Source organism: Streptomyces noursei (genome assembly GCF_016917755.1).
In the GTDB taxonomy this organism is placed as follows: domain Bacteria; phylum Actinomycetota; class Actinomycetes; order Streptomycetales; family Streptomycetaceae; genus Streptomyces; species Streptomyces yunnanensis.
In genome coordinates this window covers 6,189,503-6,215,661 of the sequence record NZ_CP070326.1, presented here as the reverse complement: position 1 = coordinate 6,215,661, position 26,159 = coordinate 6,189,503, and the positions used below count along the sequence as shown (strand labels likewise).

The following is a 26,159-nucleotide window of genomic DNA, read 5'->3' as shown; positions in this document are numbered from 1 at the left end:
CGGTAACAGTTATTGGATCGGGCGGTCCAATACGGTGGTCGGGGCCCGTCAGCCGCCGCTGCGCGGGAAGCTGACCTCGACGCGGCGGTTCTTCCGGCGGCCGGCCTCGGTGCTGTTGTCCGCGATCGGGTACTGCTCGCCGTAGCCGCGGATCTCGAAGGTGATCCCGGAGCCGAGGTCGACGGCGAGTTCCTGCTGGACGGCGTTGGCGCGCTGCTTGGACAGGACCAGGCCGTGCGCGGCGGAGCCGAGGTTGTCGGTGAAGCCGAAGACCCGCAGGTGGGTGGCGTGTTGCTTCCTGACCTCGTCGGCGATGGCGCTGATCCGGGCCAGCGCGTCGGTCGACAGGTCGGCGCTGTCCTTGCCGAACAGGACCTCGGCCTGGAGCGCGAAGGTGATGTTGTCGTTGGTGTCCTGCCGGCGCTCGGAGCCGTCGTCGGTCTCGACGATGGACTTGATGTTGAGGACCTTGGGCGGGGCAAGCGTGGCGCCCTGGACCATCCGCAGGTTGGGGTTGGTGGGGTCGATGCGGACCGGCGCGGTGGTGTCCTCGGTGACGCCCGGCGGGTCGGCGTGGGCGGTGGGGGCGGTCAGGGCGACGGTCAGCAGGAGCGCGGCGGCGGCCGTGAGGGCCGTGCGGGAGGCGGTCATGGCGGGCGGCTCAATCGGAGATCTTGATGGTGGCCGGCGGCAGGGTGGGCAGCTGGAAGTCGACCTCGGTCACCTTGGCGGGCGGGGCCGGGAACTGCGCGAAGATCGGGCGGCTCTGGCCCGGCAGCAGTCCGCTCAGGCCCGTCGTACACAGGCATTCGCCGTTGGTGTCGCGGAGGACGAGATAGCGCTTCTTGCCCGTCTTGTCGACCAGGGTGGCGCCCGAGACGGACGAACGCGACTTCAGCTCGGTCTCGTTGGAGCGCCAGTCGATGGCGTTGAAGGCGCGGGTGCCGTGGTTGGTGACGGTGCCCTCGACGGTGACGAAGCCGCCGGCGTCGCGGACCGCGGAGCTCAGGGTGACCACGACGCCGTCCGGGCCCTTCATCTCGCCGATGACCTTGTCGGCGTCGGCCGCCGGGGAGCCGGCGCCGCCGTCGTCGGGGGTGGCGCTGTGGGCGGCCGGCTTCTTGCGGTCCGATGCCTGCGCGCCGCCGTCGTCGCCACCACCGCAGCCGGCCACGAGGAGGGCCAGGCCGACCGCGCTCGCCGTGGCGACCGCTCCCCTGGCGGCCTTCGTGGTGCGCCGAATGCTCATGGATCCGTTCCTTCGGTGAGTGCGATCGGGAGGTCGGTGGGGCCACGGGGCGGCTGGTCTCGGGGCGGGCGGCGGTCACCGGGCCAGGCGTACGGAGAACAGGTCGGCGGCCGTGGGGAAGTCCTGGAGGTGGTCGGGGTCGAGCGTCCGGCCCTTGCCGTCGCAGGTGAGCGTGCGGGGAGTGGGCCTGGGGTCCTTGCCGCCGTCCTTGCTACCGCCGGGAGTGGGGGTGGGGGTGGGGGCTGGTGTGGGCCGGGTCGAGGGGGTGTCGGCGGCGAAGGTGCAGCGGGGGACGACGACCGCCTTCGCCTCGGCGGCGGCATGGGTGCTCCCGGTGCCCGGGATGACCGAATCACCCACGGGGCGGCGGGACTTCACGGTGACGGCGAAGGATGTCGGCCAGGAGTCCGGGGTGCAGGACGAGACCGCGGCGTCGTTGCGGCCGGCGTACCAGCCGGCGTTCGTGCAGGCCGGGTCGGAGGGGGCGCCGCGGCCGGCGAGGAGTTCCTCCCAGGCCGTCGGGTCGCCGGTACCCTCGCGGAATCCGGCGAGGAAGCCCTCGCGCAGGTCCTCGCGGTACTTCTGGCCGGCGGCGAGCGCGGCGGCGTCGGCGGCGGTCTGCGCGCCGTTGCGGCTGGCCGCCGCCTGGCCTACGGCGAAGAAGGCGAGCGCGAGGAAGAGCAGGCCGCCGATCGCGACGAGGTAGATCGGCAGGGTCTGCCCGGCGTCGCGCCGGCGGCGGCGCGTGACGGTGGTGGCCGGCACGGGCGGAGTGTCGGGAGCTAGATCCCGACGACGTCGGAGATCTTGTTGGCGATGGCGTTGGCGATCTGACTGCCGAAGTCCGTGGTCGACAGCACCAGGACGATCGCCACGACCACCGCGATGATGCCGAGGTACTCGATCGAGGTCTGTCCCCGGTCGTTCCTCACGGTCCGCTTCGCCATCGTCTTCTCCTCCATGGGCCGCCGTCCCGCTCTGGTCCGGCCGGTGTGTCCCCGTGGTGCGCGCGTCCGCGCTCATGACACGAGAAAAGTACGCCGGAACGGCGTTCCCGGAACAGAGGTTCCGAACCTCCCCCTCGTCCGAAACCACCAACGAGGGAAGGGGCGTCGTGTTTCGGCCATCGCGCGTCACCTCGGCCACCCCCGTTCCCCCTCCGAAATCCCCCTGCCCATGCGCTCCGGACGCCGCCCGCACCGCGGTGCGGGCGGCCGCCAGGCGCCACCACTGTGGCACAACTCGTTGCGCTTGCGAAGGCATTGGAGGGAACGCGGTCCCCGGACCGGTCTCATCCGGCCGAGAGGGCGGCCGGGCCCGGTGCCGCCAGCCCCGAGCAGTCGTAGCCGCCGGACGGGTCGGGCGCGTAGAGCACCCAGACCCCGAACACCTCCAGCAGCAACGGGAGTACGCCCAGGATCAGGACGGCCAGGGCGAGGCCGGAGGCGCGGGTGGCGGTGTGGTCCCAGCCGCGCCGGGCCGCACCGCGGCACAGCGCCACGTACAGCATCGGCGCGGCGAGTCCGCAGGCCAGCCCCGCCCAGGCTGCGATGTGCATCCGCAAGGACGGGCCGAAGTAGTGGCAGTCGTGGAAGGTGTCGTGGGCGAACACGGTGCCCTGGAGGAGTGCGAGGGCGGTGCCGAGGGCGACCAGGCCGGGGACGCCGAGGGCGGTCCAGCGGCGCCAGGTCGCCGGGGGTGCGTCCGAGAGGGCGGCGGAGGGTGTGGTGCGGGTCATGGTCACTTGCCCATCAGGGAGCCGAAGTCGGTGCCGGAGCCCAGGAAGAAGCCGGCGATAAGCAGGATCATCGTGGCCGGGACCATGAACGTGGTGACGACCATGGTGGCCTTGGGGACCGCGCGGGCGGCCCGCCGGCGGGCGTTCTGGGCGTCCGTGCGGCGCATGTCGTTGGCGATCTGGATCAGCGTCTCGACGATCGGCGAGCCCAGTTCCTCGCCCTGTTGGAGGGCGGTGACGAACTGTGCGACCTGCTCGGAGTCGTTGCGTTTGCGCAGCTCCTCGAAGGCGGCGCGGCGGCTGACGCCCATGTCCATCTGGCGCAGCGTGATGCGGAGTTCGTCGGCCCAGGGGCCCTCGTACCGCTCGGCGACCCGGTCCAGCGCCTGGCGGAAGCCCAGACCGGCGCTCACCACGACGGCCAGCACGTCGAGAAAGTCCGGAAGCGTGCGCTCGATGGTGTCCTTGCGCTGGCGGATGGCCGCCCAGATGCCCACCTCCGTCCAGAACAGGCCGAACAGCACCATCAGGACGCCCAGCACCGGCTGGCCCTTGAGGAACATCACCAGCGCGCCGAAGAACCCCAGGCCGCCGTAGACCGCACGGCGGGCGGCGTAGCGGTCGACGGTGAGGCCGCCGGGGTTGCCCGCCAGGTCGATCCGGCGGCGGACCCGCGCCACCCGCTTCTCGCCCATCAGCCGCAGGACGAGCGGGGCGTAGCGCATGCCGGTGCGGTCCACGGCCGAGCCGACGGCGGTGGTCCGGGTCGCGCCGACCTCCAGGGACAGCGCGAGGTCGGGCGGCAGCCGGGCCTCGCGGCGGTAGAGCGCGATCCCGCAGCAGATGCCGACGACCGACAGGGCGAGCGCGAGGGCCAGCAGGATTCCGATTGCCATCAGTCCTTCTTTCGGCAGCTGACAGGCCCTAGACGTCGATCTTGGAGAGCCGGCGGATGAGGAAGAAGCCGAGTCCGTAGAGGACGAAGGCCGCCACGACCGCGAGCTGGCCGAGGAAGGACGAGGTCATCCGGTCGATGGCGCCCGGGGCGATGCGGTTCATCAGCAGCAGGGTGCCGATGCCGAGCAGCGGGACGACATAGGCGGTGACCACGATCTGGGAGAGCTGGGTGCGGACCTCGCGACGGGTCTCCTTGCGCTCCTCCAGGGTCTTGGTGAGGTTGCGCAGCGAGCCGACGACGGTGCCGCCGGCGCGGTTGGCGAGGACCAACGTGGTGACCAGGACGACCAGTTCACGGGAGGGCAGGCGTTCGGCCAGCTCCCCGAGGGCGTCGTCGACGGAGTGGCCGACGGCGAGCTTGTCGGAGACCTTCGCCAGCTCCTCGCCGGCCGGGGCCTCCAGTTCCTCGGCCGCCATGGCCAGCGCGGTGCGCAGGGCGAGGCCGGCCTGGGTGGCGTTGGCGAGGATCCGGGAGAGTTCGGGGAGCTGGTTGATGAACCGCTCGATCCGTTTCTGCCGCTGCCAGTTGAGGAAGGCGAACGCCGCCCAGACCGCGATCACCGCGGCGATCGGCCCGAAGAACGGGGCGAGGACGGCCTGCGCGGCCACCCACAGCCCGACCACCGTGGCGACCATGTAGACGAAGAACTCGCCGGGGGTGAGCTCCAGTCCGGTGGCGGCCAGCCGGAGTTCCAGTCGGCGGCCGAACCGGGTGGTGCGCAGGGTGCGGTCGACGGACGGGAAGCGGCGGCGCCGGTCGGCCACCGGCAGCCCCCGCGCGTCGTCCAGCCGGTCGACGATGGCCTGGCGCTGGGCGCGCCCGGAGGCGTAGACGCGGACGCCGGCGACGGCGAGCGCGCCGCCGAGCACGGTGGCGCCGAGGGCGAGCAGGGCGAGGGCGTTCCCGCCGGTCATGAGGTGGCCTTCCGGGTGGCGAGTTGGTCGTCGGTGGTCGCCACGCCGAAGGCGGGCGGGGCGGCCTCGCCGGCCATGAAGAGGCGTTCGGCGACCCGGCGGGGCAGCGGGAAGTAGCGGAAGGCGCCTTTCACCACGCGGTCGGCGCCCATCGGGTCGGCCTCGAAGCGGCAGACCGTGACGATCCGGTAGTCCTCGTGGCCGCGCGAGTCCAGCAGGGCGATCTCACTGATCCGGCGGGAGCCGTCGGCGTGCCGGGTGAGCTGGACGAGGCAGTCGACGGCGCTGTTGATCTGGTCGCGCAGCGCCTCGAAGGGGATGGTGACGTCGGACATGGAGGCCAGCGTCTGGAGCCGCATCAGGGCGTCCTCGGCGCTGTTGGCGTGGACGGTGGCGAGCGAGCCGTCGTGGCCGGTGGACATCGCCTGGAGCATGTCGAGGGTCTCGCCGCCGCGGACCTCGCCGACGATGATCCGGTCGGGGCGCATCCGCAGCGAGTTGCGGACCAGGTCGCGGATGGTGATCCGGCCCTTGCCCTCGACGTTGGGCGGGCGGGATTCGAGCCGGATGACGTGGCTCTGCTGGAGCTGGAGTTCGGCGGCGTCCTCGACGGTGATGATCCGCTCGCCGTCCGGGATCAGGCCGGAGAGGGCGTTGAGGAGGGTGGTCTTGCCGGCGCCGGTGGCCCCGGAGACGACGACGTTGAACTTGGCGCGGACCAGCCCGGCCAGCAGCATCAGCGTCTGCTCGTCGAGGGTGCCGATGCCGATGAGCTCGGCGAGGGTGTAGGCGCGCGGGAAGCGGCGGATGGTGAGGGTGGCGCCGTTGAGGGCCAGCGGCGGGATGATGACGTTGACCCGCTCGCCGGTGGGCAGGCGGGCGTCGACCATCGGATTGGACTCGTCCACGCGGCGGTTGACGGTGGAGACGATCCGCTCGATGGTCTGCATGAGCTGTTCGTGGGAGGCGAAGCGGACGGGTACCGGCTCGACCCGGCCGTGCCGTTCGACGTAGACCTGGTCCGGGCCGTTGACCATGATCTCGGTGATCGAGGAGTCCTCCAGGAGCGGTTCGAGGACCCCGAGGCCGAGTGCCTCGTCGACCACCCGGCGGATGAGCTGGGCGCGTTCGGCGGTGGACAGGACCGGGCCCTCGCGGCTGATGATGTGCCCCAGGACGCGTTCCAGCCGGGAGCGGCGCTCGGCGGCGGACAGCGAGGACATCTCGGCGAGGTCGATCTCCTCCAGCAGCTTGGCGCGGTAGACGGCGACCAGATGGCCGTCCTGGCGGGCCTCGCCGGTCGGTTCGGGCGCGACGATCCGGGCTTTCAGGCTCATCGCGACGGTGCTCCTTCGGGGCGGGGCATGGTGGCGCTGCGGCGCGCGGAGCCGAAGTCGGCGCCGGGGACGATCGAGGGGATCTGCACGGTCGCGGTGGCGCTGACCGTGTCGCCGGATCCGGCGACGGAGATGGTGGCGCGGTGGGCGACCCAGTCGCTGATCGCGGCCCGGCCGGCGCTCTGCGGGTCGGTCTCCTGGTCGACGCGGTCCATCGCGGCGGTGCGGGCCGCGGCGCGCGCGGCGGTGCCGGCCTGCTGGACGGCGTAGGCGGCCAGGCCCAGTTGGACGGTGGCGAGGGCGACGATCAGCAGGACCGGGAGGATGCCGAGGAACTCCAGGGAGGCGGAGCCGCGGTCGCGGTGGCGGTGGCGGGGGCGCCGGCGGGTCCGGGAGCGGGCGGCGGGGGGCCGGTGGGTCATCGGTCTGCTGCCTCCTTGGCGGCGCCGGCGGTGCCGGTGACCGTCCAGGGGAAGGCGCCGGCGCCGGGGAAGAGCACCGGGACCTTGATCTGGACCGTGGCATTCCACAGGCCCGGCTGGGTGGTGCAACTGGTCCGGGAACCGCCCCGCCAGGCGCGCGGGAGCTGGTGCGCGGCGGCGGTGCGGCAGGCGCCGGCGCCGCCGCCGTCGAGGGCGGTGGCGGCCCGTGCGCCCCGGTCGGCGGCGTGCGCGGCGAGCGCGTAGGTGTAGCCGACCAGCGCGAACTGCCAGAGCAGGACGAGCACGACGAGGATCAGCGGGAGGAGTCCGAGGAACTCGACGGAGATCTGGCCGCGGTCGCGGTGGCGACTGCCCGGCGCCCGGCCGGGCCCTGCGGGACGCCGCATCGGTCAGCCCTCCTCGTAGGGGCCGGCCTGGTCGTACGGGCCGGGGCCGCCGGTCCGGGGGCCGAACCGGCCGGCGGGGCCGGCGCCGGCGCCCGGTGCGGGCCCTGGGGGCGGCCCCTGAAGCGTCCCGGACGCGGGAGCCGCCCCGGTGGTGAGCGCCTTGCGCTTGCGCCCGGTGAGCATGGGGCGGGTGCGGTGGCCGCCGCGGCCGGGCCGGACGGCCGGAGCGCCGGCCAGGCCCAGTTCGCCGGCGAGCTCCCACAGGGCCGCGCGGACCGTCGAGCGGGCGTCGAGGTCCTGCATGCGGCCCGCGTCGACGCAGGGCTGGAGCTCCTTGAAGGCCGCCGGCACCAGGGTCCGGGCGACCTGGGTGCCGGTGGCCTTGGCGACCAGCGACGGCTGGATCTCGGTGTGGCGGGTGAAGCGGTTGACGACCGTGGTGGTGTCCTCGGCCTTGCGGATCCGGAGCCGGTCCCACAGCCGCACCTGGCGTTTGGCGGCCCGTACGCAGACCACGTCCGGGGTGGTCACCAGCAGGGCCACGTCGGCGAGTTCGACGGCGGCGGCGTTGGCGGACTGCATCTGGGAGCCGCAGTCCGCGACGACCACGTCGTAGCGGGAGCGCAGGGCGGTGACGATCTGCCGGGCCGCCCGGTCGTCGACCTCCTCGCCCCGTTCGCCCTCCTCGGGTGCCAGCAGCAGTCCCAGTCCGGTGTGGTGGGCGTGGACCGCGTCCTGGAGGACCCGGGCGGAGAGGTCCTGGATCCCGGCGAGGTCCACGACCGAGCGGCGGAACTGGACGTCGAGGTAGGAGCCGATGTCGCCGGATTGGAGGTCGAGGTCGACCAGGGCGACCCGGCGGCCGGCGGCCCGTGCGGCGAGCGCCAGTTGGACCGCGGTGACGGTGGTGCCGACACCGCCCTTGGCGCCGGTGACGGTGACGAGGGTGCCGGTCGGCGCGGGCTGCGCGTCCGGGTTGCCCCCCAGGTGGACGCGCACCCCGGCCGCCCACTGGGCCGCGGCCTGCACCCGGGCGGCCAACTCGTCGTACGCCAGGGGAAGTCCGACGATGCCCCGGGCGCCGGCGTCCATCGCGGCGGAGAACAGCGCGGGGCCGGCGTCGGCGGTGATCAGGACGACGCCGACTGCCGGGAAGCGGAGCGCCACCTCGCGGATCAGCTCCAGCGCGGGCACCGGGCCGATCCGCTCGTGGACCAGGACGACCTCGGGGAGCGCCTGGACGGCGGCGGCCGGTCCGGCGGGTGCGCCGCCGTCGGGGGGCTGCGTCGCCACGGACGGTCCGGCGGCCCCGGCCAGGGCGTTGAGCAGCGCGGTGGAGTCGGCGACGGCGGGCGCCGGTTCGGCGTCCGGCAGCTGGCCGAGGAGGGCGGCCACGGCGCGGGCCGCGTCGGGGTCGCCGACTGCCGGGAGGATGCGGATGGTCACCTGGGCCTCCAGGTCACTTGTCGCCGTCGAGGGTGTAGGTGCGCTCGCCGGGCGGGATGGTGGCCTGGGTGCCGGGGGCGAGCAGGGCGAGTCGCACGTGGGTGGCGAACGACTCGGCGTAGGCGACGCGTTGGGCGTCCTCGGTGTCGAGCGCGAAGGTGATCGGGACGGCCTGGCCGGGCTGGCGGCCGGTGGCGGTGGTGTTGCCGGGGTCCTTGGCCTCCAGGGGCGTCAACTTGCCCACGTCGATGACCTGGGCGCCGGCGACGATGACCTTGGAGACCGGCTTGTCCTCGGGGCGGCGGCCGTCGAAGGTGGCGTAGATGTTCACCCGGGAGCCGGGGTTGATCTTGCCGGCCACGCCGGTGGCGGCGTCGATCATGATGGCGATCTCCTGCTGTCCGGGCTTGAGCGCCGGCCGATCGACGATCATGTCGTCCTGGAGGAGCGAGCCCTTCCTGAGCGGGGTCACCGCGATCTTGCCGCTGACCTTGTCCAGGTCGGTCACGGCGGTGGGCGGCAGCCACCGCTGCGGAATCCTCACCTCTTCGAACTGCCCGGGATCCAGGGATTTATAGGCCGCGACATCCGACTTGAGCCGATAGGCGGTCCGCTCCGACCCGACCTTGGACTCGACGTTCCGGATCACCGACAGCACGCCGATGAAGGCGCCGACCGCACACAGGACGGACAGGAGCAGCAGGATCACTCCGCGGCGCTGGCGTGAGTTCATGGGTGGGGGACCTCGATCGGGACGGGGGCGGATCGGTCGGGGCGGGTGACGGACGGGACCGGGCGCCGGTCGGCGGGGCCGGGCGCCGGGCGCGTCGGAGGGGGCTTCGGAGGTTCAGCGCACGTGGGCCACCCTCCGCGCGCCGCCGGGGAGGGTGCGGAGGTCGGGGTGGTCCGGGTCGCCGGTCAGGCCGGGCGGTGGGGCGGTCGGCCGCTGGACCGCGCCGGCCATGACGTCCGGGCCGCGGACGTCGAGGTGTCCGGGCCCGCCGCGGACACCGGGCACGCCGGGACCGTACCGGACGCCCGTGCCGTGGGGCGCTCCCGTGGCGGGCGGTACGCCGGTGATCTGGGGCGGGCCGGGGACCTGCGGCGCGCCGTCCGGGCCCGGCACTCCCGAGATGCCGACCACCCCGGGGACGCCGGCGGGCGCCACGGGTGACAGACCGCGCTGCCGCAGCGGTGAGCAGCCGGACGGGTCAGGGGCGGCTGCCGCGGGGGGCGGGGGCGCACCCGGGGCGGGCGCCGTCGCCGCGAGCGCGGCCGGCGCCCCGGCTATGGCGGCGGGTTCCCGCCCGGCGGAGCCGCCGCCCGCCCGGTCGCGGGCCAGTGGCGCGGCGCAGAACGCGCAGCGGTCGCCGATGACTTCCTGGCCGCACCAGCCGCACTCCTCCCGCCGGACGGAGGCCACCAGCCGGCTGAGCAGCGCCGGGTCGGGGATGGCGGCGGCGAATTCGATCAGCTTCTGGGTGCCCCACCAGCGGGCGGACTCGGTGGGCAGGTGCGCCTCGTAGACGCCCTGCACCTGCCAGGCCGGGGCGAGCGCTGAGGTGACCCAGTCGGCGGTGAGCTGGCCGCGGGCGACGGCGAGTTGGGTGGCGAAGCCGGGCGGGCGGAGTCCGGCGTCGGTACTGTGCCGGTCGACGTGGAGCAGTTGGGGCTGCGGGGTGGCCAGCACCGCGAAGTGCGCGCCGGGCAGCCAGGACTTCATGTGGGAGCGCAGGTCCACCTCGACCCGGTCCAGCCCGGTGACGCTGCCCAGCAGGGCGCCGGCGTGGACGTAGTGCGCCAGCAGCCGGGCCGCGCAGGCCAGTACGCCGGGGCTGAAGCCGCAGACCGACAACTGGCGGAGCTGGCGGGCGAGTACCGCGACGCCGAGCGGCGGCAGGGCGCTGGGCAGGATCGCGATCCGGTCGCTCTCCAGGACGGCGCGCAGGGTGTGCAGCCGACGGACGTGCTCCGGCGGGCAGGCGGCGGAGTACAGGACGATGAGGTGGCCGTGGTGTTCGAGGACCGCGCTGGTCTCCGTCAGGGCCTCGTCCAGCGGTTGCTGGTGCGGGGCGCGGAGGACGACCGCGGCGGGGGTCTGCCGGTCGAGGGGGGCAGCTCCCTGCCCGAGCCAGGCCGAGGGCTCGGGGGCGGGCAGCGCGAGGTCCGGACTGGTGACTGCAATCGCGGTCGGCACGTCGCTCCCCCACTCCTTCCGGCCTCCGGGGTTCCCGGGACCGCGGATCGGCACAGCTCTGCGCCATCGGCGCCATACGCTCAGCACTTTATCCACAGAGATACGTCCCGGAGAACACGTTCTGGGCTACTCGTCTTGCCCGTCGTTCCACCGGGCGACCCCGCATGCCGCCCGAGCGGCGAACATCGGAACACCCTCTTCCGACCGGACCCTTGACACCGTTTATTGGTCTGGACCACCTTGTACGGCAAGCCCAGGGCCCCTGAACGCACACGGCACCACTCCCCCAACCACCCCCCACACGGAGGCAGTCGTGGCTCGCGCACGCGGAGAAAGAGCTGGCATCGGAACGAGGAAGCGGACCCGGATCTACCGCGGACGGCTGCTGGCCGGGCTGGCCGCCGCCGTGCTGGCGTCCGGCGGTCTGGTCGCCGCCGGCCCCGCAAGCACCGCCGGAGCGACCGGCCCGTCGGCGCAGCGGCCCGCCCCGGCGGCCGGCGCCGCGGCCGTCCCGAAGCACGCCCTCACGGGCTACTGGCAGAACTTCGACAACGGCGCGACCGTACAGAAGTTGAAGGACGTGGACGACGCCTACGACATCATCGCGGTGGCCTTCGCCGAAGCGGCCGGTCAGCCGGGCGCCGTCACCTTCACCCTCGACCCGGCGCTCGGCTACGGTTCGGCGGCCGACTTCAAGGCGGACATCAAGGCCAAGCAGGCGGCCGGCAAGTCGGTGGTCCTCTCGGTCGGCGGCGAGAAGGGCTCGGTGGCGGTCGGCGACGACGCCTCCGCCCGGAACTTCGCCGACTCGATCAACGGCCTGATGGACGAGTACGGCTTCAACGGCGTCGACATCGACCTGGAGAACGGCCTCAACTCGACCTATATGACGCAGGCGCTGAAGGCCGTCCACGCCAAGCACCCGGACGTCGTGGTGACCATGGCCCCGCAGACCATCGACATGCTGTCGCCGCAGAACGAGTACTTCAAGACGGCGCTGGCCGTCAAGGACTTCCTGACCGTCGTCAACACGCAGTTCTACAACAGCGGTTCCATGAACGGCTGCGACGGCAAGGTCTACGCCCAGGGCTCGGTGGACTTCCTCACCGCGCTCGCCTGCACCCAGCTGGAGGGCGGGCTGGACCCGTCGCAGGTCGGCCTCGGTGTGCCGGCCTCGCCCCGCGCGGCGGGCGGCGGTTACGTCTCCCCGTCCGTGGTGAACGCCGCGCTGGACTGCCTGACCGCGGGCACCGACTGCGGCTCGTTCAAGCCGCCCCGGACGTATCCGGGGCTGCGGGGCGCGATGACCTGGTCGACGAACTGGGACGCCGCGAACGGCGGCGCCTTCGCGAGCCAGGTGGGCGGGCACGTCCACCAACTGCCCTAGCCGGCACCCCTCAAGACGCCATCCAAGACGCCACCCCCCAAAAAAAGAGGGCCGGGTCCCGTGCACGCGGTGCACGGGACCCGGTTCCTCACCTTCCGCTGCGGCGGTCCCCGGTCAGCGGCGCAGGCCCGACGGCTTGGGCAGGGTGCAGCCCGCGGCGTTCAGGTCGAGCTTGTTGCCGGTGCCGAAGCACTTGGGGATGCCGTAGGTCTCCTCGGCGTAGTTGATGCCCTTGTGGACGGTGACGTTGCCGTTCTCGTCCACCTCGCACGGGTTGTTCTCGGTGCAGCGCTCACCGTTCTCGTTGCCCGTGTTGTTGATGGCGGTGACCTTGCCGGTGGAGTTGTCGATCACCGGCGACCCGGAGGTGCCACCGATCGTCTTGCACTCGGGGGTGTAGCGGACGGAGTCCTTCCAGGCCCAGTCGCCCTCCTTGAGGGTGGGCACGAACCCGTCGATGCTGCAGGTGTAGGTCTTCTTCCAGTAGCCGGAGACGACGGTGATCCCGGCCCCCTTGGCGGGGTGGTCGGTGGACAGCTCCAGCGGCTTGATCCCGTACTTCTGCTCGATCTGCGCGTAGGTCGAGCCGGTCTCGTAGAGCGTCACGTCGGTGTCGGTCATGGTCGCGTAGGAGACCTTGGTGGCCTGGATCGAGCCCAGGTCGCCGGCCGACTTGTCCAGGACGGTGAAGCTGCGGCTGGAGGGCTGGTCGACTATCACCTGGCCCGGAGAGGGCATGCCGCTCTCCAGGCAGTGGCCGTTGGTCATCACCAGCGCCGGGTCGTTCGGCTGCGAGGTGGGCATCTTGACGATCGATCCGGAACAGTCGTCCAGCGCCACCGTGCCCGCGAAGTCGACGGCCTGGGTCCGCGGCGGCCCGGGCTTGTGGTGCGCGGCGGCGCCGACCGGGGCCGCGCCCGCCGGGGCGGCGGCGGTCACCAACGCGGCGGCTCCCAGCACGGCGGTGGCCAGGGTGCCGACGAGAGGTCGATACATGTGGGGGTCCTCTCAGTTCTGTGTCCGGAGGTCCACGGCGTCGGTTCCCCTCCGCCGCTCCGGATTTGTCACGCGCATTGTTCGCCGAGCCCGGCTCCACGGCAATGAATTTGCGGGAAGAGAGAGGAAGTTGACCCTTCGCCGTCGCCGCGCGCCGATTCCCCTGTACCCCGCACCACCCCCTCGGCCACCTTGACTTGACCACATCTTGACCAGCTCATGCCAAGCCCCAAAACTGGTGGTGTCGCTTCGCCTCACACCCCCACAGGAGGACCGCATGCGACCACGTCCACGCGGCGCCCGGACCACCGTCCTCGCCGCGGCCTTCGCCCTCGCCCTCGCCGCCCCGCTCGCCGCGCAGGCGCAGGGCACCCCACCGGCCGGCCCCGCGGACGGCCCCGGACGCCCGCACCAGTACGAGGTGACCGGCCTCGCCACCCCCTCGGACCGCTCCGCCCTCGCCGCCACCGGCGTCTCCGTCGACGAGGTGCACGGCCGCGCCACGGTCATCACCGCCGACCGCGGTCAACTCGCCCTCGTCCGCGCGCTCGGCCACCCGGTCAGGCGACTGCCCGACCCACCGGCCTACGCGGCCACCGCCGCCCCCGGCGTCAAGGGCTTCCCGCCCGGATACACCAAGTACCACACCTACGAACAGGCGACCCAGGAGATCAACGCCCTGGTCGCCGCGTATCCGAGCATCCTCACCAAGACCGTCATCGGAAAGTCGTACGAGGGCCGGGACATCGTCGCCCTCAAACTCAGCAAGAACGCCGCCAAGGACGAGGCGGAGCCCGAGGTCCTCTTCACCGCGCACCAACACGCCCGGGAACACCTCACGGTGGAGATGTCCCTTTACCTCCTGAAGGAACTCACCTCGAAATACGGCTCCGACCCGCGCATCACCAAACTCCTGGACTCCCGCGAGATCTGGATCATCCCGGACCTGAATCCGGACGGCGGCGCCTATGACATCGCCTCCGGGCAATTCCGCAGCTGGCGCAAGAACCGGCAGCCCAACTCCGGTTCGAGCAACGTGGGCACCGACCTCAACCGCAACTGGGAATTCAAATGGGGCTGCTGCGGCGGCTCGTCCGGTTCGCCCTCCAGCGAGACCTACCGCGGCCCCTCGGCGGCGTCCTCGCCCGAGGTGCAGGTCGTCGCCAAGTTCGTGCGCAGCCGGGTGGTCGGCGGCCGGCAGCAGATCACCGCCGCCATCGACTTCCACACCTACAGCGAACTGGTGATGTGGCCCTTCGGGTTCACCGACGACCCGACCGGACCCGGCATGACCCAGGACGACCACGACGCCTTCGCCGCGGTCGGCAGGAAGATGGCCGCCAGCAACGGCTACACCCCCGAGCAGTCCAGCGAGCTCTACATCACCGACGGGGCGATCGACGACTGGCTGTGGGGCGACCAGAAGATCTTCGCCTACACCTTCGAGATGTATCCGACGTCGGCCGGTGCGGGCGGTTTCTACCCCAAGGACACGGTGATTCCGCGGGAGACCGCACGCAATCGCGAGGCGGTGCTCCAACTGCTGGAGAACGCGGACTGCATGTACCGCTCGATCGGCAAGGAAGGGCAGTACTGCAAGGCCAGGTGAATCGCGGCACGGCGAAGGACCGGGCGACCACCCACGCATCCCACGGCGGTGTCCCGGAACACTTCCTCGTGTTCCGGGACACCGTCCCGCGGGTCCACAGTCGATTCGCAGCGGTTCGCTAGAAGACCAGGCTGAGCGCCGCCGCGGCCGCGAATCCGACGACCGAGAGCACCGATTCCAGGACCGTCCAGGACTTCAGGGTGTCGCGTTCGGATATCCCGAAGTACTTGCTGACCATCCAGAACCCGCCGTCGTTGACATGCGAGGCGAAGATCGAGCCCGCCGAGATCGCCATGATGACCAGCGCCAACTGGGCCTGGGAGAAGCCCTGCGCCTCGACCAGCGGCAGCACGATCCCGGCGGTGGTCACGATCGCCACCGTCGCCGAGCCCTGGGCCACCCGCAGGACCAGCGAGAGCAGATAGGCCAGCACGATCACCGGCAGGCCGACGTGGTGGAAGGTGTCCGACAGCGCGGTGGCCACCCCGCTGCCCTTGAGGACCGCGCCGAAGATCCCGCCCGCGCCGACGACCAGCAGGATGTTGCCGACCGGCTTGAGGGAGGAGGTGGAGACCTTCTCCAGGGACGTGCGGGACCAGCCGCGGCGCACGCCGAGCAGGTAGTACGCCAGCAGCAGGGCGAGGGTCAGGGCGACGAAGGGGTGGCCGAAGAACTCGATGACCGAGCGGCCCATGGAAGGGGCCAGCGCGATGGAGGAGAAGGTCGCCAGCAGGATCAGCACCAGCGGGGTGCCGATGATGGCGAGGACGGTGCCCAGCGCGACCGGCCGCTCCCGCGGGGTGCTTCCCGAAGCCGCCTGCTCGGCGGCGACCGCGGCCCGGGCCTCCTCGGCGGCCTCGACCATGTCCTGCGGCACCGGCACGAACAGCCGCTGGCCGATCCACGCGGCGTACCCCCAGGCCGCGAGCACCGCGGGCACCCCGCACAGCACGCCCATGAGGATGACCCAGCCCAGGTCGACCTTGAACAGGCCGGCCGCGGCCACCGGTCCGGGGTGCGGCGGCAGGAAGGCATGGGTCATGGACAGTCCGGCCAGCAGCGGCATGGCGTAGAGCACGATCGACCTGCCGCTCTTCTTGGCGGCGGCGTAGACGATCGGCGCCAGGACGAAGATGCCGACGTCGAAGAAGACCGGGATGCCGAAGATCAGGCCGGTCAGGCCCATCGCCAGCGGTGCCCGCCGCTCACCGAAGAGGGCCAGCAACCGGGCGCTCAACACCACGGCCCCGCCGGAGACTTCGAGGATCGCGCCGAGCATGGTGCCCAGCCCGATGATGATGGCGACATGGCCGAGGATCCCGCCCATGCCGGTCTCGATCACGGAGACCGCGTCGGCCCGCGCGGAGTGCGCTGATGGATGCAGCTGGACCGTGCCGAAGAGTTCGGTGACCGAGAGGCCGGCGGCCAGTCCGACCGCGATGGAGACGCCGAGCAGGGCGACGAAGGGCTGCAGCCTGACCTTCATGATCAGGAAGAGCAGCAGGGCGATGCCGAGGGCGGCGACGGTCAGCAGGCCGGGCGTGCCCGGTATCAGGGCGAGCAGTCCGCCGGTGTGGGGTGGCGGTGGGACGGGGGGCGCGGCGAGGACCATGGGGTGACTCCGTTGTCAGGCATGGAGGTGTCCGGGCAGGGGGGACCGCGGCACGGCGCCCCGGTCGGACGGGGCGCCGTGCCGTGCGGCGGGCGGTGCGCGCGGCGGTGCGCTAACGGCGGGCGGTGCAAGGGGTGTTGATGCCTCAGCTCAGGACGGCGAGCGCGTCGATCTCGATGAGCAGGCCCTTGGGCAGGCCGACGTAGACGGTGGTCCGGGCGGCCGGGGCCGCCGTGAGGCCCTGCTCCTCGAAGTAGGCGTTGTAGATCTCGTTCATCTCGGCGAAGTGGTCCACGTCGGTGAGGTAGACGCGCATCATCATCACGTCGTCCCAGGTGGCGCCGCCCTCTTCGAGGATCGCCCGGACGTTGGCGAAGGTCTGGAGGGTCTGCTCGCGCAGCGTCGGGCCGGCCGGCGTCGGGGGCTGGCCCTCGACGGCGGGCAGGAAGCCCACCTGGCCGGCGACCTGGAGGATGTTGCCCTTCTTGACGCCGTGCGAGAACTTCGCGGGCGGGGTGGTGTGGGTGGCCGGGGTGAGGGCGATCTTCTCGCTCATATGTGTCCTTCAGACGTGCTTCACGGGGCCGGCTTGTGGCCGGGGCTTGTGGTGCCGGAGTACTCCCGGCTGATGGCGTCGGCGGTGCGGCGCACCAGCGGGAGCAGACCGAGGAGTTCCTCCGCGCTGACGACGACGTTCGGTGCGGAGACCGACATGGCGGCCGCGACCCGCCCGTCCGCGCCCCGGATGGGGGCGCCGATGCAGTTGATGGACTCCTCGTGGCCACCGAGGTCGGTGGCCCAGCCCTGTTCGCGCACCTTGGCCAGTTCGGCCAGGAAGGCCGCGGCGTCGGGCGTCGAACGGGACGTGTAGCGGGGGTAGTCGAGCTTCGCGGCGAGGGCGCGGCGCTCGGGCTCGGGCAGGTCGGCCAGGAGCAGCTTGGCGACCGCGGCGACGGTGATCGCCACCGGCTTGCCGATCCGGGAGTACATCCGGACCGGGTAGCGGCTGTCGACCTTGTCGATGTAGAGGACCTCGTTCTCCTCGTAGACCGCGAGGTGGACGGTGTGGCCGCACGTCTCGTTGAGTTCGACGAGGTGGGGGTGGGCGATCTCGCGGACGTCGAGGTTCTCCACGGCCTCCTGGGCCAGGGCGATGAGCCGGGCGCCGAGGCGGTAGCGCTGGTCGGGCTGGCGGTAGACGAGGCCGTGCTCGTGGAGGGTCCGCAGCAGGCGCAGCGCGGTGGACTTGTGGACGCCGAGCCGGTCGGCGACCTGCCCCAGGTCGGCGGGTCCCTCGGCGAGCAGCGGCAGGATGCTCAGCGCACGGTCGACGGTCTGGCTCATGCCCGTGCCTCGCTTCGCTCGACCCCGCCGGCGCCGGGGGCGTGCCTCTCGTCGGTCGTCCGGCTGCGCTCGTCCACTGCGTGTCCCTCCTGGTCCGCGGCCTCCATGGCGTCCGTCCAGCCGGGGCCGAGGTGCAGTGTCCCCCAGGCACCGTCGTCGAGCGCGGCCAATCGGTCGGCCAGGGCCCGGACGGGGGGCGCGGCGAGGTCGCCGGGGACGGTGAGGGCGGCGGCGGCCCACAGGTGGCCGTGCCGGACCCGGGTGGGCAGCGGCAGTCCGCGCAGGGCGGCGGAGAGGAAGCCGGCGGCGAAGGCGTCGCCGGCACCGACCGCGGCGACCACGTCGACGGTGGGGGCGGGGACGAGGGTGCCGGTGGGGGCCTCGTCGCGGTCGGCGGCGCCGGGGGCGCGGCGGAAGACCAGCGCCCCGGCCGCGCCGAGCTTGACGACCAGGGTCTCCGGCTCGGGCAGTGCCGCGCGGACCGCCCGGGGGTCGGGCAGGCCCCAGGCGGCCTGGGCCTCGTCGGCGCCGACGAACACCACGTCGGCGGTGCGGGCCAGGTCGAGGAGGACCCGCGGGCCCTGCGTGCCGGACCACAAGTGCGGCCGGTAGTTGACGTCGAAGGAGACCAGCGGGCGGGTGGCGCCGGCCGGCGGGTCGCCGTGGGCGTGCGGCGCGCGGGCCATCAGGACGCGCAGCAGGCCGAGGCAGTCCGCGGAGAGCGCGGCGGTGATCCCGGAGAGGTGCAGCACCCGGCCGGAGCGGACGGCGGTCAGGTCGATGGTGGCGGGGGCCATCGCGGAGGCGGCCGAGCCGGCGCGGTAGTAGGCGACCTCGTGGGCGGCGGTGGCGCGGTCGCCGGCGGTGCGGAAGTAGATGCCGGTGGGGCGCAGGGGGTCGCGCCGGACCGCGCGGGTGTCCACGCCGTACCCGGCGATCTCGCGGACGAGGTGGTCGCCGAAGCCGTCCGCGCCGACCCGGGAGATCCAGCGGGTGGGGTGGCCGGCCCGGGCGAGGGCGCAGGCGACGTTGGACTCCGCGCCGCCGATGGCGCGCTCGAAGGCGGGGACGTCGGCGAGCGGCCCGGGGGCGGTGGGCAGGAAGGTGACCATGGACTCGCCGAGGCAGACGACATCGACGTCCGGGGCGGCGCCGGCCGCCGGGACGGGGGTGTCGTTGACGTTCGAGGACCTGGTCACGATCGGTTGCGCTCCTTCGCTGTGCCGCCGACGCTGCGGGTTTTCCCCGCTCGACGCGCTCGGGGAGGGTTCGCCGTACCGCGAGGTGGGGCGGGCCGGCTCCCGGCCGGTCCGGCACCGGCTCCCGGTCCGGATGTCCCTCCGGTCTTCGGCCTGGTTCCGGTGCCGGCCTCCGGCGGCCGGTTTTCCGTGCGGTTTTCCGTCCGCCCGCGGCGCGTTTCGTCCTGCCTCGCCCCGTGTTTTCCCACCATTGACCGGGCGATGGCTCGGATGTTAGACAGCTGTCAGCGATATGCGCAACGGGTGTTGCAGAGGGTGCAACACGGTCTTTGAGGAGGCTCCATGGCCGGCGAGCGGCTCGCGCAGGAACTCACCGACCTCGCGGACGAGAAGGTCGATCACCGCTTCAAGGCACTCCCCCCGGATGCCGCCGGACGCACCGTCGGGGAGCTGGCGGCCGAGCGCCGCAACCTCTTCACCGACGGCTTCACCACACCCGTGCTCGCCCTCTCCGCCGCATCGGTCGAGCACAACCTCGCCCTCCTGGAGACCTACGCCGCCCGGCACGGCCTGGCCTTCGCCCCGCACGGCAAGACCTCCATGGCCCCGCAGCTCTTCGCCCGCCAGTTGGCGCACGGCGCCTGGGGGATCACCGCCGCCGTCCCCCACCAGGCCCGCGTCTACCGCGACTTCGGCATCCAGCGGATCTTCCTGGCCAACGAGGTCGTCGACGCCGCCGCGCTGCACTGGCTCGCCGGCGAGCTGGCCGCCGACCCGGACTTCCGCTTCATCTGCTACGTCGACTCGGTGCGCGGCATCGAGCTGATGGACGCCGCGCTGCGCGCCGCCGAGGCCACCCGCCCGGTGGACGTCGTCATCGAACTGGGCGCCGGCGAGGGGGCCCGGACGGGCGCCCGCACCGAGGCCGAGTGCCGCGAACTGGCCGACGTCATCGCGGGCGTGGACACCCTCCGCCTGGTCGGCGTCGCCGGCTACGAGGGCGAGGTACCCGACGCGGACCAGGAGCGGGTCACCGCCTGGCTGCGCCGGCTGGTCGCGCTCGCCGCCGACCTCGACGCCTGCGGCCGCTTCGCCGACCTCGACGAGATCGTGGTCAGCGCCGGCGGCAGCGCGTGGTTCGACACCGTCGCCGAGGTCTTCGCCGACCTCCCCGAGCTCTCCGCGCCGATCCTCAAACTGCTGCGCTCGGGCGCGTACGTCTCGCACGACGACGGGCACTACCGCCACCTCACCCCCTTCAACCGGGTGCCGGACGAGGGGGCGCTGCAGCCCGCCTTCCGGCTCTGGGCGCAGGTCGTCTCCCGGCCCACCCCCGAGCAGGCGTTCCTCAACGCGGGCAAGCGGGACGCGGCGTACGACCTCGATCTGCCGCGGGCCCAGACCGTGCGCTCCGGCCGGGACGGCACCCTGCGCCCGGCGGCCGGCATCACCGTCACCGGTCTGTCCGACCAGCACGCCTGGCTGCGCACCGAGCACGCCGGGGACCTGGAGGTCGGCGACTGGGTGGCCCTGGGCCTGTCGCACCCGTGCACCTCCTTCGACAAGTGGCAGTTGATTCCGCTGGTCGAGGAGGACGGAACGGTCGTCGATTTCATCCGCACGTTCTTCTGATCCCGCGGGGGTGGTCCGGCCGCCCCCGCCCGCCTCCCGAGCAGGCCCGAGAACGGCAGCGAGAAAGGCAGCCCGCCCATGGACACCGTGTTCCGCGACGTACGCGTCATCGACGGGTCCGGCGGGCCCTCCTACCGTGCCGACGTCGCCCTGGCCGACGGCCGGATAGCCGCGCTCCACCGCGCGTCGGACGCCGGCCCCCGCCCGTCCGCCGCCCGCACCGTCGACGCCGCCGGCCTCGCCCTCGCCCCCGGCTTCATCGACATGCACGCGCACAGCGACCTGGCGCTGCTGCGCGACCCGGAGCACACCGCCAAGGCCGCCCAGGGCGTCACCCTCGAAGTCCTCGGCCAGGACGGCCTGTCCTACGCCCCGGTCGACGACCGCACGCTCGCCGAGGTCCGCCGGGCCATCACCGGCTGGAACGGCGACGGCGCGGACATCGACTTCTCCTGGCGCACGGTCGGCGGCTACCTCGACGCCCTCGACACCGCCCACGGCGGCCGGGGCATCGCGGTCAACGCCGCCTACCTCGTCCCCCAGGGCACCATCCGGATGTACGCCGTCGGCTGGGACGACCGCACCCCCTCCCCCGCCGAACTCGACGCGATGCGGCAGCTCGTCGCCGAGGGCCTGGCGCAGGGCGCCGTCGGCATGTCCTCCGGCCTGACCTACACCCCCGGCATGTACGCCGAGAACGCCGAACTCACCGCGCTGTGCCGGGTGGTGGCCGCGTACGACGGCTACTACTGCCCGCACCACCGCAGCTACGGAGCCGGGGCGCTGGCCGCCTATGAGGAGATGGTCGAGCTCACCCGGAACGCGGGCTGCGCCCTGCACCTCGCGCACGCCACGATGAACTTCGGGGTGAACAAGGGACGGGCCGCCGAGCTGCTCGCCCTGCTCGACGCGGCACTCGCCGGCGGCGCCGACATCAGTCTCGACACCTACCCCTACACCCCGGGCTCCACCACCCTCGTCGCGATGCTGCCGAGTTGGGCCAACGAGGGCGGTCCGGAGGCGACCCTGGCCCGCCTCAAGGACGCGGGGACCGCCGAGCGGATCCGCCACCACGTCGAGGAGGTCGGCTCGGACGGCTGTCACGGGGTACCGATCGAGTGGGACACCATCGAGGTCTCCGGGGTGAGCGACCCCGGGCTCGGCTCGTACGTCGGCCGGACCGTCGCCCGGTCCGCGGCGCTGCGCGGCGAGGCCCCCTGGGTCACCGCCCGTCGCCTGCTGATCGACGACCGCCTCGGCTCGACGATCCTCCAGCACGTCGGCCACGAGGAGAACGTCCGCGCCATCATGCGGCACCCCGTCCACACGGGCGGCAGCGACGGCATCCTGCAGGGCACCAAGCCGCACCCGCGGGCGTACGGGACGTTTCCGCACTACCTCGGCCACTACGCCCGCGACCTCGGCGTCCTCTCCCTGGAGGAGACCGTCGCCCACCTGACCTCCCGCCCCGCCGCCCGGCTGCGGCTGCCCGACCGCGGCCTGGTCCGCGAGGGGTACCGCGCCGACCTGGTCCTCTTCGATCCGCAGACGGTCGCCGCGGGCTCCACCTTCGACGCCCCGCGGGCCCTGCCGGTCGGCATCCCGCACGTCCTGATCGACGGCCGCTTCGTCATCGAGGACGGCCGCCGTACAGATGTCCTGGCGGGCCGCACGATCCGGCGCACGCCGGGCCGGCGCCGCTGACCGCGCCGGCGCGGGCCGCCGGCCGACCCCCGCCACGAAATCAGCACCCTCCCCACCAGTCACACCAGGTAACGAATGCCGCACGCTCCGCCACATCGTGGCGAAAACCACCCGGCACGCACCGCTACGCGCCCGTAGAGTGGCCGTCATGCAGGTGATCCAGTCAACGAAGCTCGCCAACGTCTGCTACGAAATCCGCGGCCCGGTCCTCGAAGAGGCCATGCGGCTGGAGGCGGCGGGTCACCGCATCCTCAAGCTGAACACCGGGAACCCGGCGGCCTTCGGATTCGAGTGCCCGCCGGAGATCCTGGAGGACATCGTCCGCTCGGTCGGCACCGCGCACGGCTACGGCGACGCCAAGGGTCTGCTCTCGGCCCGCCGCGCGGTGGTGCAGCACTACGAGACCCAGGGCATCGAGCTCTCCGTCGACGACGTCTACCTCGGCAACGGCGTCTCCGAGCTGATCCAGATGTCCATGCAGGCGCTACTGGACGACGGCGACGAGGTGCTGGTCCCGGCGCCGGACTACCCGCTGTGGACGGCCTCGGTCTCGCTCTCCGGCGGCACCGCCGTCCACTACCGCTGCGACGAGCAGGCCGACTGGATGCCGGACCTGGCCGACATCGAGCGCAAGGTCACCGACCGCACCAAGGCCATCGTGGTCATCAACCCCAACAACCCCACCGGCGCGGTCTACGACGACGAGCTGCTGCGCGGGATCGCCGAGCTCGCCCGCCGGCACAACCTGATCGTCTGCGCCGACGAGATCTACGACAAGATCCTCTACGACGGCGTCACCCACACCCCGTTCGCCTCGCTCGCCCCGGACCTGCTGACACTGACCTTCAACGGCCTGTCCAAGGCGTACCGGGTCGCCGGCTACCGCAGCGGCTGGCTGGCGGTCTGCGGTCCGAAGGCGCACGCCTCCTCCTACATCGAGGGGCTGACGATCCTGGCGAACATGCGGCTGTGCGCCAACATGCCGGTGCAGCACGCGGTCGCCACCGCCCTCGGCGGCCGGCAGTCGATCAACGACCTGGTGCTGCCCGGCGGCCGGCTCCTGGAGCAGCGGGACACCGCCTACGAGCTGCTCACGCAGATACCGGGCGTCAGCTGCGTCAAGCCGAAGGGCGCGCTCTACGCCTTCCCCCGGCTGGATCCCGCGGTGTACAAGGTCAAGGACGACCGGCAGATGGTGCTGGACCTGCTGCGCGCCGAGAAGATCATGATCGTCCACGGCACCGGCTTCAACTGGCCCGAGCCGGACCACTTCCGCCTGGTGACGCTGCCGAACAAGGACGATCTGGCGGACGCCGTCACTCGAATTGGCGCCTTCCTCGACGGTTACGGACAGTACTGAGGCACAGCAAGTTCTGTACGAACCATAACTTTAGACAGTGTCTAAGCTAGGATGGCCTCCTAGACGTTTTCAGGAGGCCGTCCCATGTACGAACCGATCCGCACCAAGTCGGTCCACACCATGGCCGTCGCCCCGGGGATCCCGCACCGCTCCCGTGAGGAGGAGCTGGACATCCGGCTCGCCGGGCAGCTGACCGCCCTGCTCACCGTCACCGACGAGCTGCACGCCCTGACCGAGTGCGGCGCCGAGCGCGCCGCCCTGGCCTCGGCGGCCGACCGCATCGCCGTCGAGGTCGCCCGGCTGAGCGGCCACTCTCCGCTGCGCGCCGAGCCCACCGACGGCGGCGACCGGAGCCGGGTGACGGCCCTCCGGCAGCGCGCCCACACCCTCGCCGGGAACGCCCTGGCCGTCGCCACGTCCCGGAACGACGCCGGCGCCGTCGCCCTGGCCGAGGAGCGGCTCGCCGCCCACGACGCGAGCAGCCCGGACCTCGCCACCGCCTGACCGTCCGCGCACGCGTCGGGGCCCCACGCATCGCGCACGGGGCCCCGGACGGGTGGGGTACGCGCCGGGCGGAGCGCATCGCGCCGCCCGGCGGACGGGCACTAGCCGAGCCGCTGCACCAGCGCGCGGTACTCGTCCCACAGCTCCTTCGGCGTGTGGTCGCCGAAGGTGTTCAGGTGCTCGGGGACCAGCGCCGCCTCCTCGCGCCAGACCTCCTTGTCGACGGTGAGCAGGAAGTCCAGGTCCTTGTCGGAGAGTTCGAGGCCCTCGGTGTCCAGCGCGTCCTTGGTGGGCAGCACGCCGATCGGGGTCTCGACGCCCCCGGCCGTGCCCGCCAGCCGCTCGACGATCCACTTGAGCACCCGGCTGTTCTCGCCGAAGCCCGGCCACACGAAGCGGCCCTCGTCGTCCTTCCGGAACCAGTTGACGTAGTAGATCTTCGGCAGCTTGGCCTGGTCCTTATCAGCCCCCACCTTGATCCAGTGCGCCATGTAGTCGCCCATGTTGTAGCCGCAGAACGGCAGCATGGCGAACGGGTCGCGGCGCAGCTCGCCGACCTTGCCCTCGGCCGCGGCGGTCTTCTCCGAGGCCACGTTGGCGCCGAGGAAGACACCGTGCTGCCAGCTGAGCGACTCGGTCACCAGCGGCACCGCGCTGGCCCGGCGACCGCCGAAGAGGATGGCCGAGATCGGCACGCCCTTGGGGTCCTCCCACTCGGGCGCGATGGTCGGGCACTGGGCTGCGGGCACCGTGAAGCGGGCGTTGGGGTGCGCGGCCGGACGGTATCCGCCTTCCTCTTGGGCGGAATCGGGCGTCCAGTCGTTGCCCTTCCAGTCCGTCAGGTGCTTCGGGGTCTCCTCCGTCATGCCCTCCCACCACACGTCGCCGTCATCGGTCAGGGCGACGTTGGTGAAGACGGAGTTGCCCCAGAGGGTCTTCATGGCGTTGGCGTTGGTGTGCTCGCCGGTGCCGGGCGCGACGCCGAAGAAACCGGCCTCGGGGTTGATCGCGTAGAGCCGGCCGTCCTGGCCGAACCGCATCCAGGCGATGTCGTCGCCGATGGTCTCGACCGTCCAGCCCGGGATCGTCGGCTCCAGCATGGCGAGGTTGGTCTTCCCGCAGGCGCTCGGGAACGCCGCGGCGACGTACTTGGCCTCGCCCTGCGGCGGGGTCAGCTTGAGCACGAGCATGTGCTCGGCCAGCCAGCCCTCGTCACGGGCCATGACGGAGGCGATCCGCAGCGCGTAGCACTTCTTGCCGAGCAGGGCGTTGCCGCCGTAGCCGGAGCCGTAGGACCAGATCTCCCGGGACTCGGGGAAGTGCGAGATGTACTTGGTGGAGTTGCACGGCCACGGCACATCCTGCTCGCCCTCGGCAAGCGGGGCGCCGAGGGTGTGCACGGCCTTGACGAAGAAGCCGTCCTCACCGAGCTCGTCGAGGACCGCCTGGCCCATCCGCGTCATGGTGCGCATCGAGACGGCGACGTACGCGGAGTCGGTGATCTCCACCCCGATGGCGGAGAGCGGGGAGCCGACCGGCCCCATGCAGAACGGGACGACGTACATCGTCCGGCCCTTCATCGCGCCGCGGAAGACACCCTGCTCCCCCACGAAGACCTCCCGCATCTCGGCGGGCGCCTTCCAGTGGTTGGTGGGGCCGGCATCCTCTTCCTTCTCCGAGCAGATGAAGGTGCGGTCCTCGACACGCGCCACGTCCGTCGGGTCGGACGCGGCGTAGTACGAGTTGGGGCGCTTGATCGGGTCGAGCTTCTTGAAGGTGCCCTTCTCGACGAGCTCTTCGCACAGCCGCTCGTACTCCGCCTCCGAGCCGTCGCACCAGACGACCCGGTCGGGCTGGGTGATCGCCGCTATCTCGTCGACCCAGTCGCGCAGGGCCTGGTGCCGGGTCGGGGTGGGAGCCGCGTTGTCGCGCGCCACGATCGCTCCTAGATGAGGGGTTTGGTCGACTTCCTGCACACAAGGCAAGAAGACCGCTTCATTTACTTCTCTGCCCCTTGGGGGCTGCGACCCGGATGCTTCGTGACCGCTCATCCGGTGCCGACCGCACTCATTTGATCATCCGACCCTGATTCGGTTCTGTCCAGGGGGCACCGTGGTGACCGTCACCACTTCCGGACGAATCCG

25 protein-coding genes are annotated in these 26,159 nt (G+C 72.3%); 6 read left to right on the top strand and 19 right to left on the bottom strand.

Going from position 1 to position 26,159, the window contains the following annotated elements:
* Window positions 1-48 precede the first annotated feature (48 nt).
* The 13 genes from JNO44_RS27265 to JNO44_RS27205 form a co-directional block, all read right to left on the bottom strand.
* On the bottom strand, window positions 49-651 hold the full coding sequence (locus tag JNO44_RS27265) for an OmpA family protein (RefSeq protein ID WP_205366489.1): 603 nt from the start codon (window positions 649-651) through the stop codon (window positions 49-51).
* Window positions 652-661: 10 nt separating this feature from the next.
* Window positions 662-1,249: a hypothetical protein gene (locus tag JNO44_RS27260; protein ID WP_205366488.1), complete on the bottom strand. Its 588-nt coding sequence runs from the start codon at window positions 1,247-1,249 to the stop codon at window positions 662-664.
* Between the two features lie 75 nt (window positions 1,250-1,324).
* A complete protein-coding gene (locus JNO44_RS27255; protein ID WP_205366487.1) occupies window positions 1,325-2,014 on the bottom strand; it encodes a pilus assembly protein TadG-related protein in 690 nt (229 codons plus the stop codon).
* A 17-nt stretch (window positions 2,015-2,031) separates the two neighbouring features.
* Window positions 2,032-2,196 (bottom strand): hypothetical protein, encoded by a 165-nt coding sequence (locus JNO44_RS27250; protein ID WP_205366486.1) that lies wholly within the window; start codon window positions 2,194-2,196, stop codon window positions 2,032-2,034.
* 344 nt (window positions 2,197-2,540) lie between these two features.
* Window positions 2,541-2,987 carry a hypothetical protein gene (locus tag JNO44_RS27245; RefSeq protein WP_205366485.1) on the bottom strand — a complete coding sequence of 149 codons (447 nt, stop codon included), beginning with the start codon at window positions 2,985-2,987 and terminating at the stop codon, window positions 2,541-2,543.
* 2 nt (window positions 2,988-2,989) lie between these two features.
* The gene (locus tag JNO44_RS27240; RefSeq protein WP_039633226.1) at window positions 2,990-3,883 is read right to left on the bottom strand and encodes a DUF5936 domain-containing protein; all 894 of its coding nucleotides are present in this window, start codon (window positions 3,881-3,883) and stop codon (window positions 2,990-2,992) included.
* Window positions 3,884-3,911: 28 nt separating this feature from the next.
* Entirely contained in the window at window positions 3,912-4,859 is a 948-nt protein-coding gene (locus tag JNO44_RS27235) for a type II secretion system F family protein (RefSeq protein WP_205366484.1), read from the bottom strand.
* The gene (locus JNO44_RS27230) at window positions 4,856-6,196 is read right to left on the bottom strand and encodes a TadA family conjugal transfer-associated ATPase (RefSeq protein ID WP_205366483.1); all 1,341 of its coding nucleotides are present in this window, start codon (window positions 6,194-6,196) and stop codon (window positions 4,856-4,858) included. The genes JNO44_RS27235 and JNO44_RS27230 overlap by 4 nt, the downstream gene beginning before the upstream one ends.
* Window positions 6,193-6,618: a TadE family protein gene (locus JNO44_RS27225; RefSeq protein ID WP_205366482.1), complete on the bottom strand. Its 426-nt coding sequence runs from the start codon at window positions 6,616-6,618 to the stop codon at window positions 6,193-6,195. The genes JNO44_RS27230 and JNO44_RS27225 overlap by 4 nt, the downstream gene beginning before the upstream one ends.
* Entirely contained in the window at window positions 6,615-7,025 is a 411-nt protein-coding gene (locus tag JNO44_RS27220; RefSeq protein WP_205366481.1) for a TadE/TadG family type IV pilus assembly protein, read from the bottom strand. Before JNO44_RS27220 ends, JNO44_RS27225 begins: the two co-directional genes overlap by 4 nt.
* 3 nt (window positions 7,026-7,028) lie before the next feature.
* Window positions 7,029-8,471: a CpaE/TadZ family protein gene (locus JNO44_RS27215; RefSeq protein ID WP_205366480.1), complete on the bottom strand. Its 1,443-nt coding sequence runs from the start codon at window positions 8,469-8,471 to the stop codon at window positions 7,029-7,031.
* Between the two features lie 13 nt (window positions 8,472-8,484).
* Window positions 8,485-9,204 carry a Flp pilus assembly protein CpaB gene (gene cpaB, locus JNO44_RS27210; protein ID WP_180990360.1) on the bottom strand — a complete coding sequence of 240 codons (720 nt, stop codon included), beginning with the start codon at window positions 9,202-9,204 and terminating at the stop codon, window positions 8,485-8,487.
* A gap of 114 nt (window positions 9,205-9,318) precedes the next feature.
* Window positions 9,319-10,668 (bottom strand): hypothetical protein, encoded by a 1,350-nt coding sequence (locus tag JNO44_RS27205; protein WP_205366479.1) that lies wholly within the window; start codon window positions 10,666-10,668, stop codon window positions 9,319-9,321.
* A 343-nt stretch (window positions 10,669-11,011) separates the two neighbouring features.
* Between JNO44_RS27205 and JNO44_RS27200 the strand changes: the two genes are divergently transcribed.
* Complete coding sequence (locus JNO44_RS27200) at window positions 11,012-12,055, top strand: chitinase (protein ID WP_338058615.1); 1,044 nt, start codon at window positions 11,012-11,014, stop codon at window positions 12,053-12,055.
* Between the two features lie 114 nt (window positions 12,056-12,169).
* On the opposite strand, the gene JNO44_RS27195 is transcribed toward JNO44_RS27200, so the two are convergent.
* Complete coding sequence (locus tag JNO44_RS27195; RefSeq protein ID WP_205366478.1) at window positions 12,170-13,051, bottom strand: S1 family peptidase; 882 nt, start codon at window positions 13,049-13,051, stop codon at window positions 12,170-12,172.
* Between the two features lie 277 nt (window positions 13,052-13,328).
* Here JNO44_RS27195 and JNO44_RS27190 point away from each other — a divergent pair, with 277 nt between their 5' ends.
* Window positions 13,329-14,660 (top strand): M14 family metallopeptidase, encoded by a 1,332-nt coding sequence (locus JNO44_RS27190; RefSeq protein ID WP_205366477.1) that lies wholly within the window; start codon window positions 13,329-13,331, stop codon window positions 14,658-14,660.
* A gap of 118 nt (window positions 14,661-14,778) precedes the next feature.
* On the opposite strand, the gene JNO44_RS27185 is transcribed toward JNO44_RS27190, so the two are convergent.
* The 4 genes from JNO44_RS27185 to JNO44_RS27170 all read right to left on the bottom strand — a co-directional run bounded on the left by JNO44_RS27185 (window position 14,779) and on the right by JNO44_RS27170 (window position 18,815).
* Window positions 14,779-16,272 (bottom strand): GntP family permease, encoded by a 1,494-nt coding sequence (locus tag JNO44_RS27185; protein ID WP_205366476.1) that lies wholly within the window; start codon window positions 16,270-16,272, stop codon window positions 14,779-14,781.
* A gap of 145 nt (window positions 16,273-16,417) precedes the next feature.
* Complete coding sequence (locus tag JNO44_RS27180) at window positions 16,418-16,828, bottom strand: RidA family protein (RefSeq protein ID WP_073443703.1); 411 nt, start codon at window positions 16,826-16,828, stop codon at window positions 16,418-16,420.
* 20 nt (window positions 16,829-16,848) lie between these two features.
* The gene (locus tag JNO44_RS27175; protein ID WP_073443704.1) at window positions 16,849-17,616 is read right to left on the bottom strand and encodes an IclR family transcriptional regulator; all 768 of its coding nucleotides are present in this window, start codon (window positions 17,614-17,616) and stop codon (window positions 16,849-16,851) included.
* Window positions 17,613-18,815 (bottom strand): sugar kinase, encoded by a 1,203-nt coding sequence (locus JNO44_RS27170; protein WP_205366475.1) that lies wholly within the window; start codon window positions 18,813-18,815, stop codon window positions 17,613-17,615. Before JNO44_RS27170 ends, JNO44_RS27175 begins: the two co-directional genes overlap by 4 nt.
* Window positions 18,816-19,157: 342 nt before the next feature.
* On the opposite strand from JNO44_RS27170, the gene JNO44_RS27165 reads away from it, so the two are divergent.
* From JNO44_RS27165 to JNO44_RS27150, 4 genes are all read left to right on the top strand, one after another.
* Complete coding sequence (locus tag JNO44_RS27165; protein WP_205366474.1) at window positions 19,158-20,447, top strand: amino acid deaminase; 1,290 nt, start codon at window positions 19,158-19,160, stop codon at window positions 20,445-20,447.
* A 78-nt stretch (window positions 20,448-20,525) separates the two neighbouring features.
* Entirely contained in the window at window positions 20,526-22,151 is a 1,626-nt protein-coding gene (locus JNO44_RS27160; RefSeq protein ID WP_205366473.1) for an N-acyl-D-amino-acid deacylase family protein, read from the top strand.
* Window positions 22,152-22,299: 148 nt separating this feature from the next.
* Window positions 22,300-23,511 (top strand): pyridoxal phosphate-dependent aminotransferase, encoded by a 1,212-nt coding sequence (locus tag JNO44_RS27155; RefSeq protein ID WP_205366472.1) that lies wholly within the window; start codon window positions 22,300-22,302, stop codon window positions 23,509-23,511.
* An 84-nt stretch (window positions 23,512-23,595) separates the two neighbouring features.
* Window positions 23,596-24,015, top strand: coding sequence for an SCO4983 family protein (locus tag JNO44_RS27150; protein ID WP_205366471.1), 420 nt, complete (start codon window positions 23,596-23,598; stop codon window positions 24,013-24,015).
* 101 nt (window positions 24,016-24,116) lie between these two features.
* Here the strand turns inward: JNO44_RS27150 and JNO44_RS27145 are convergent, their stop codons facing one another.
* Window positions 24,117-25,952: a phosphoenolpyruvate carboxykinase (GTP) gene (locus JNO44_RS27145; RefSeq protein ID WP_205366470.1), complete on the bottom strand. Its 1,836-nt coding sequence runs from the start codon at window positions 25,950-25,952 to the stop codon at window positions 24,117-24,119.
* Between the last annotated feature and the right edge of the window lie 207 nt (window positions 25,953-26,159).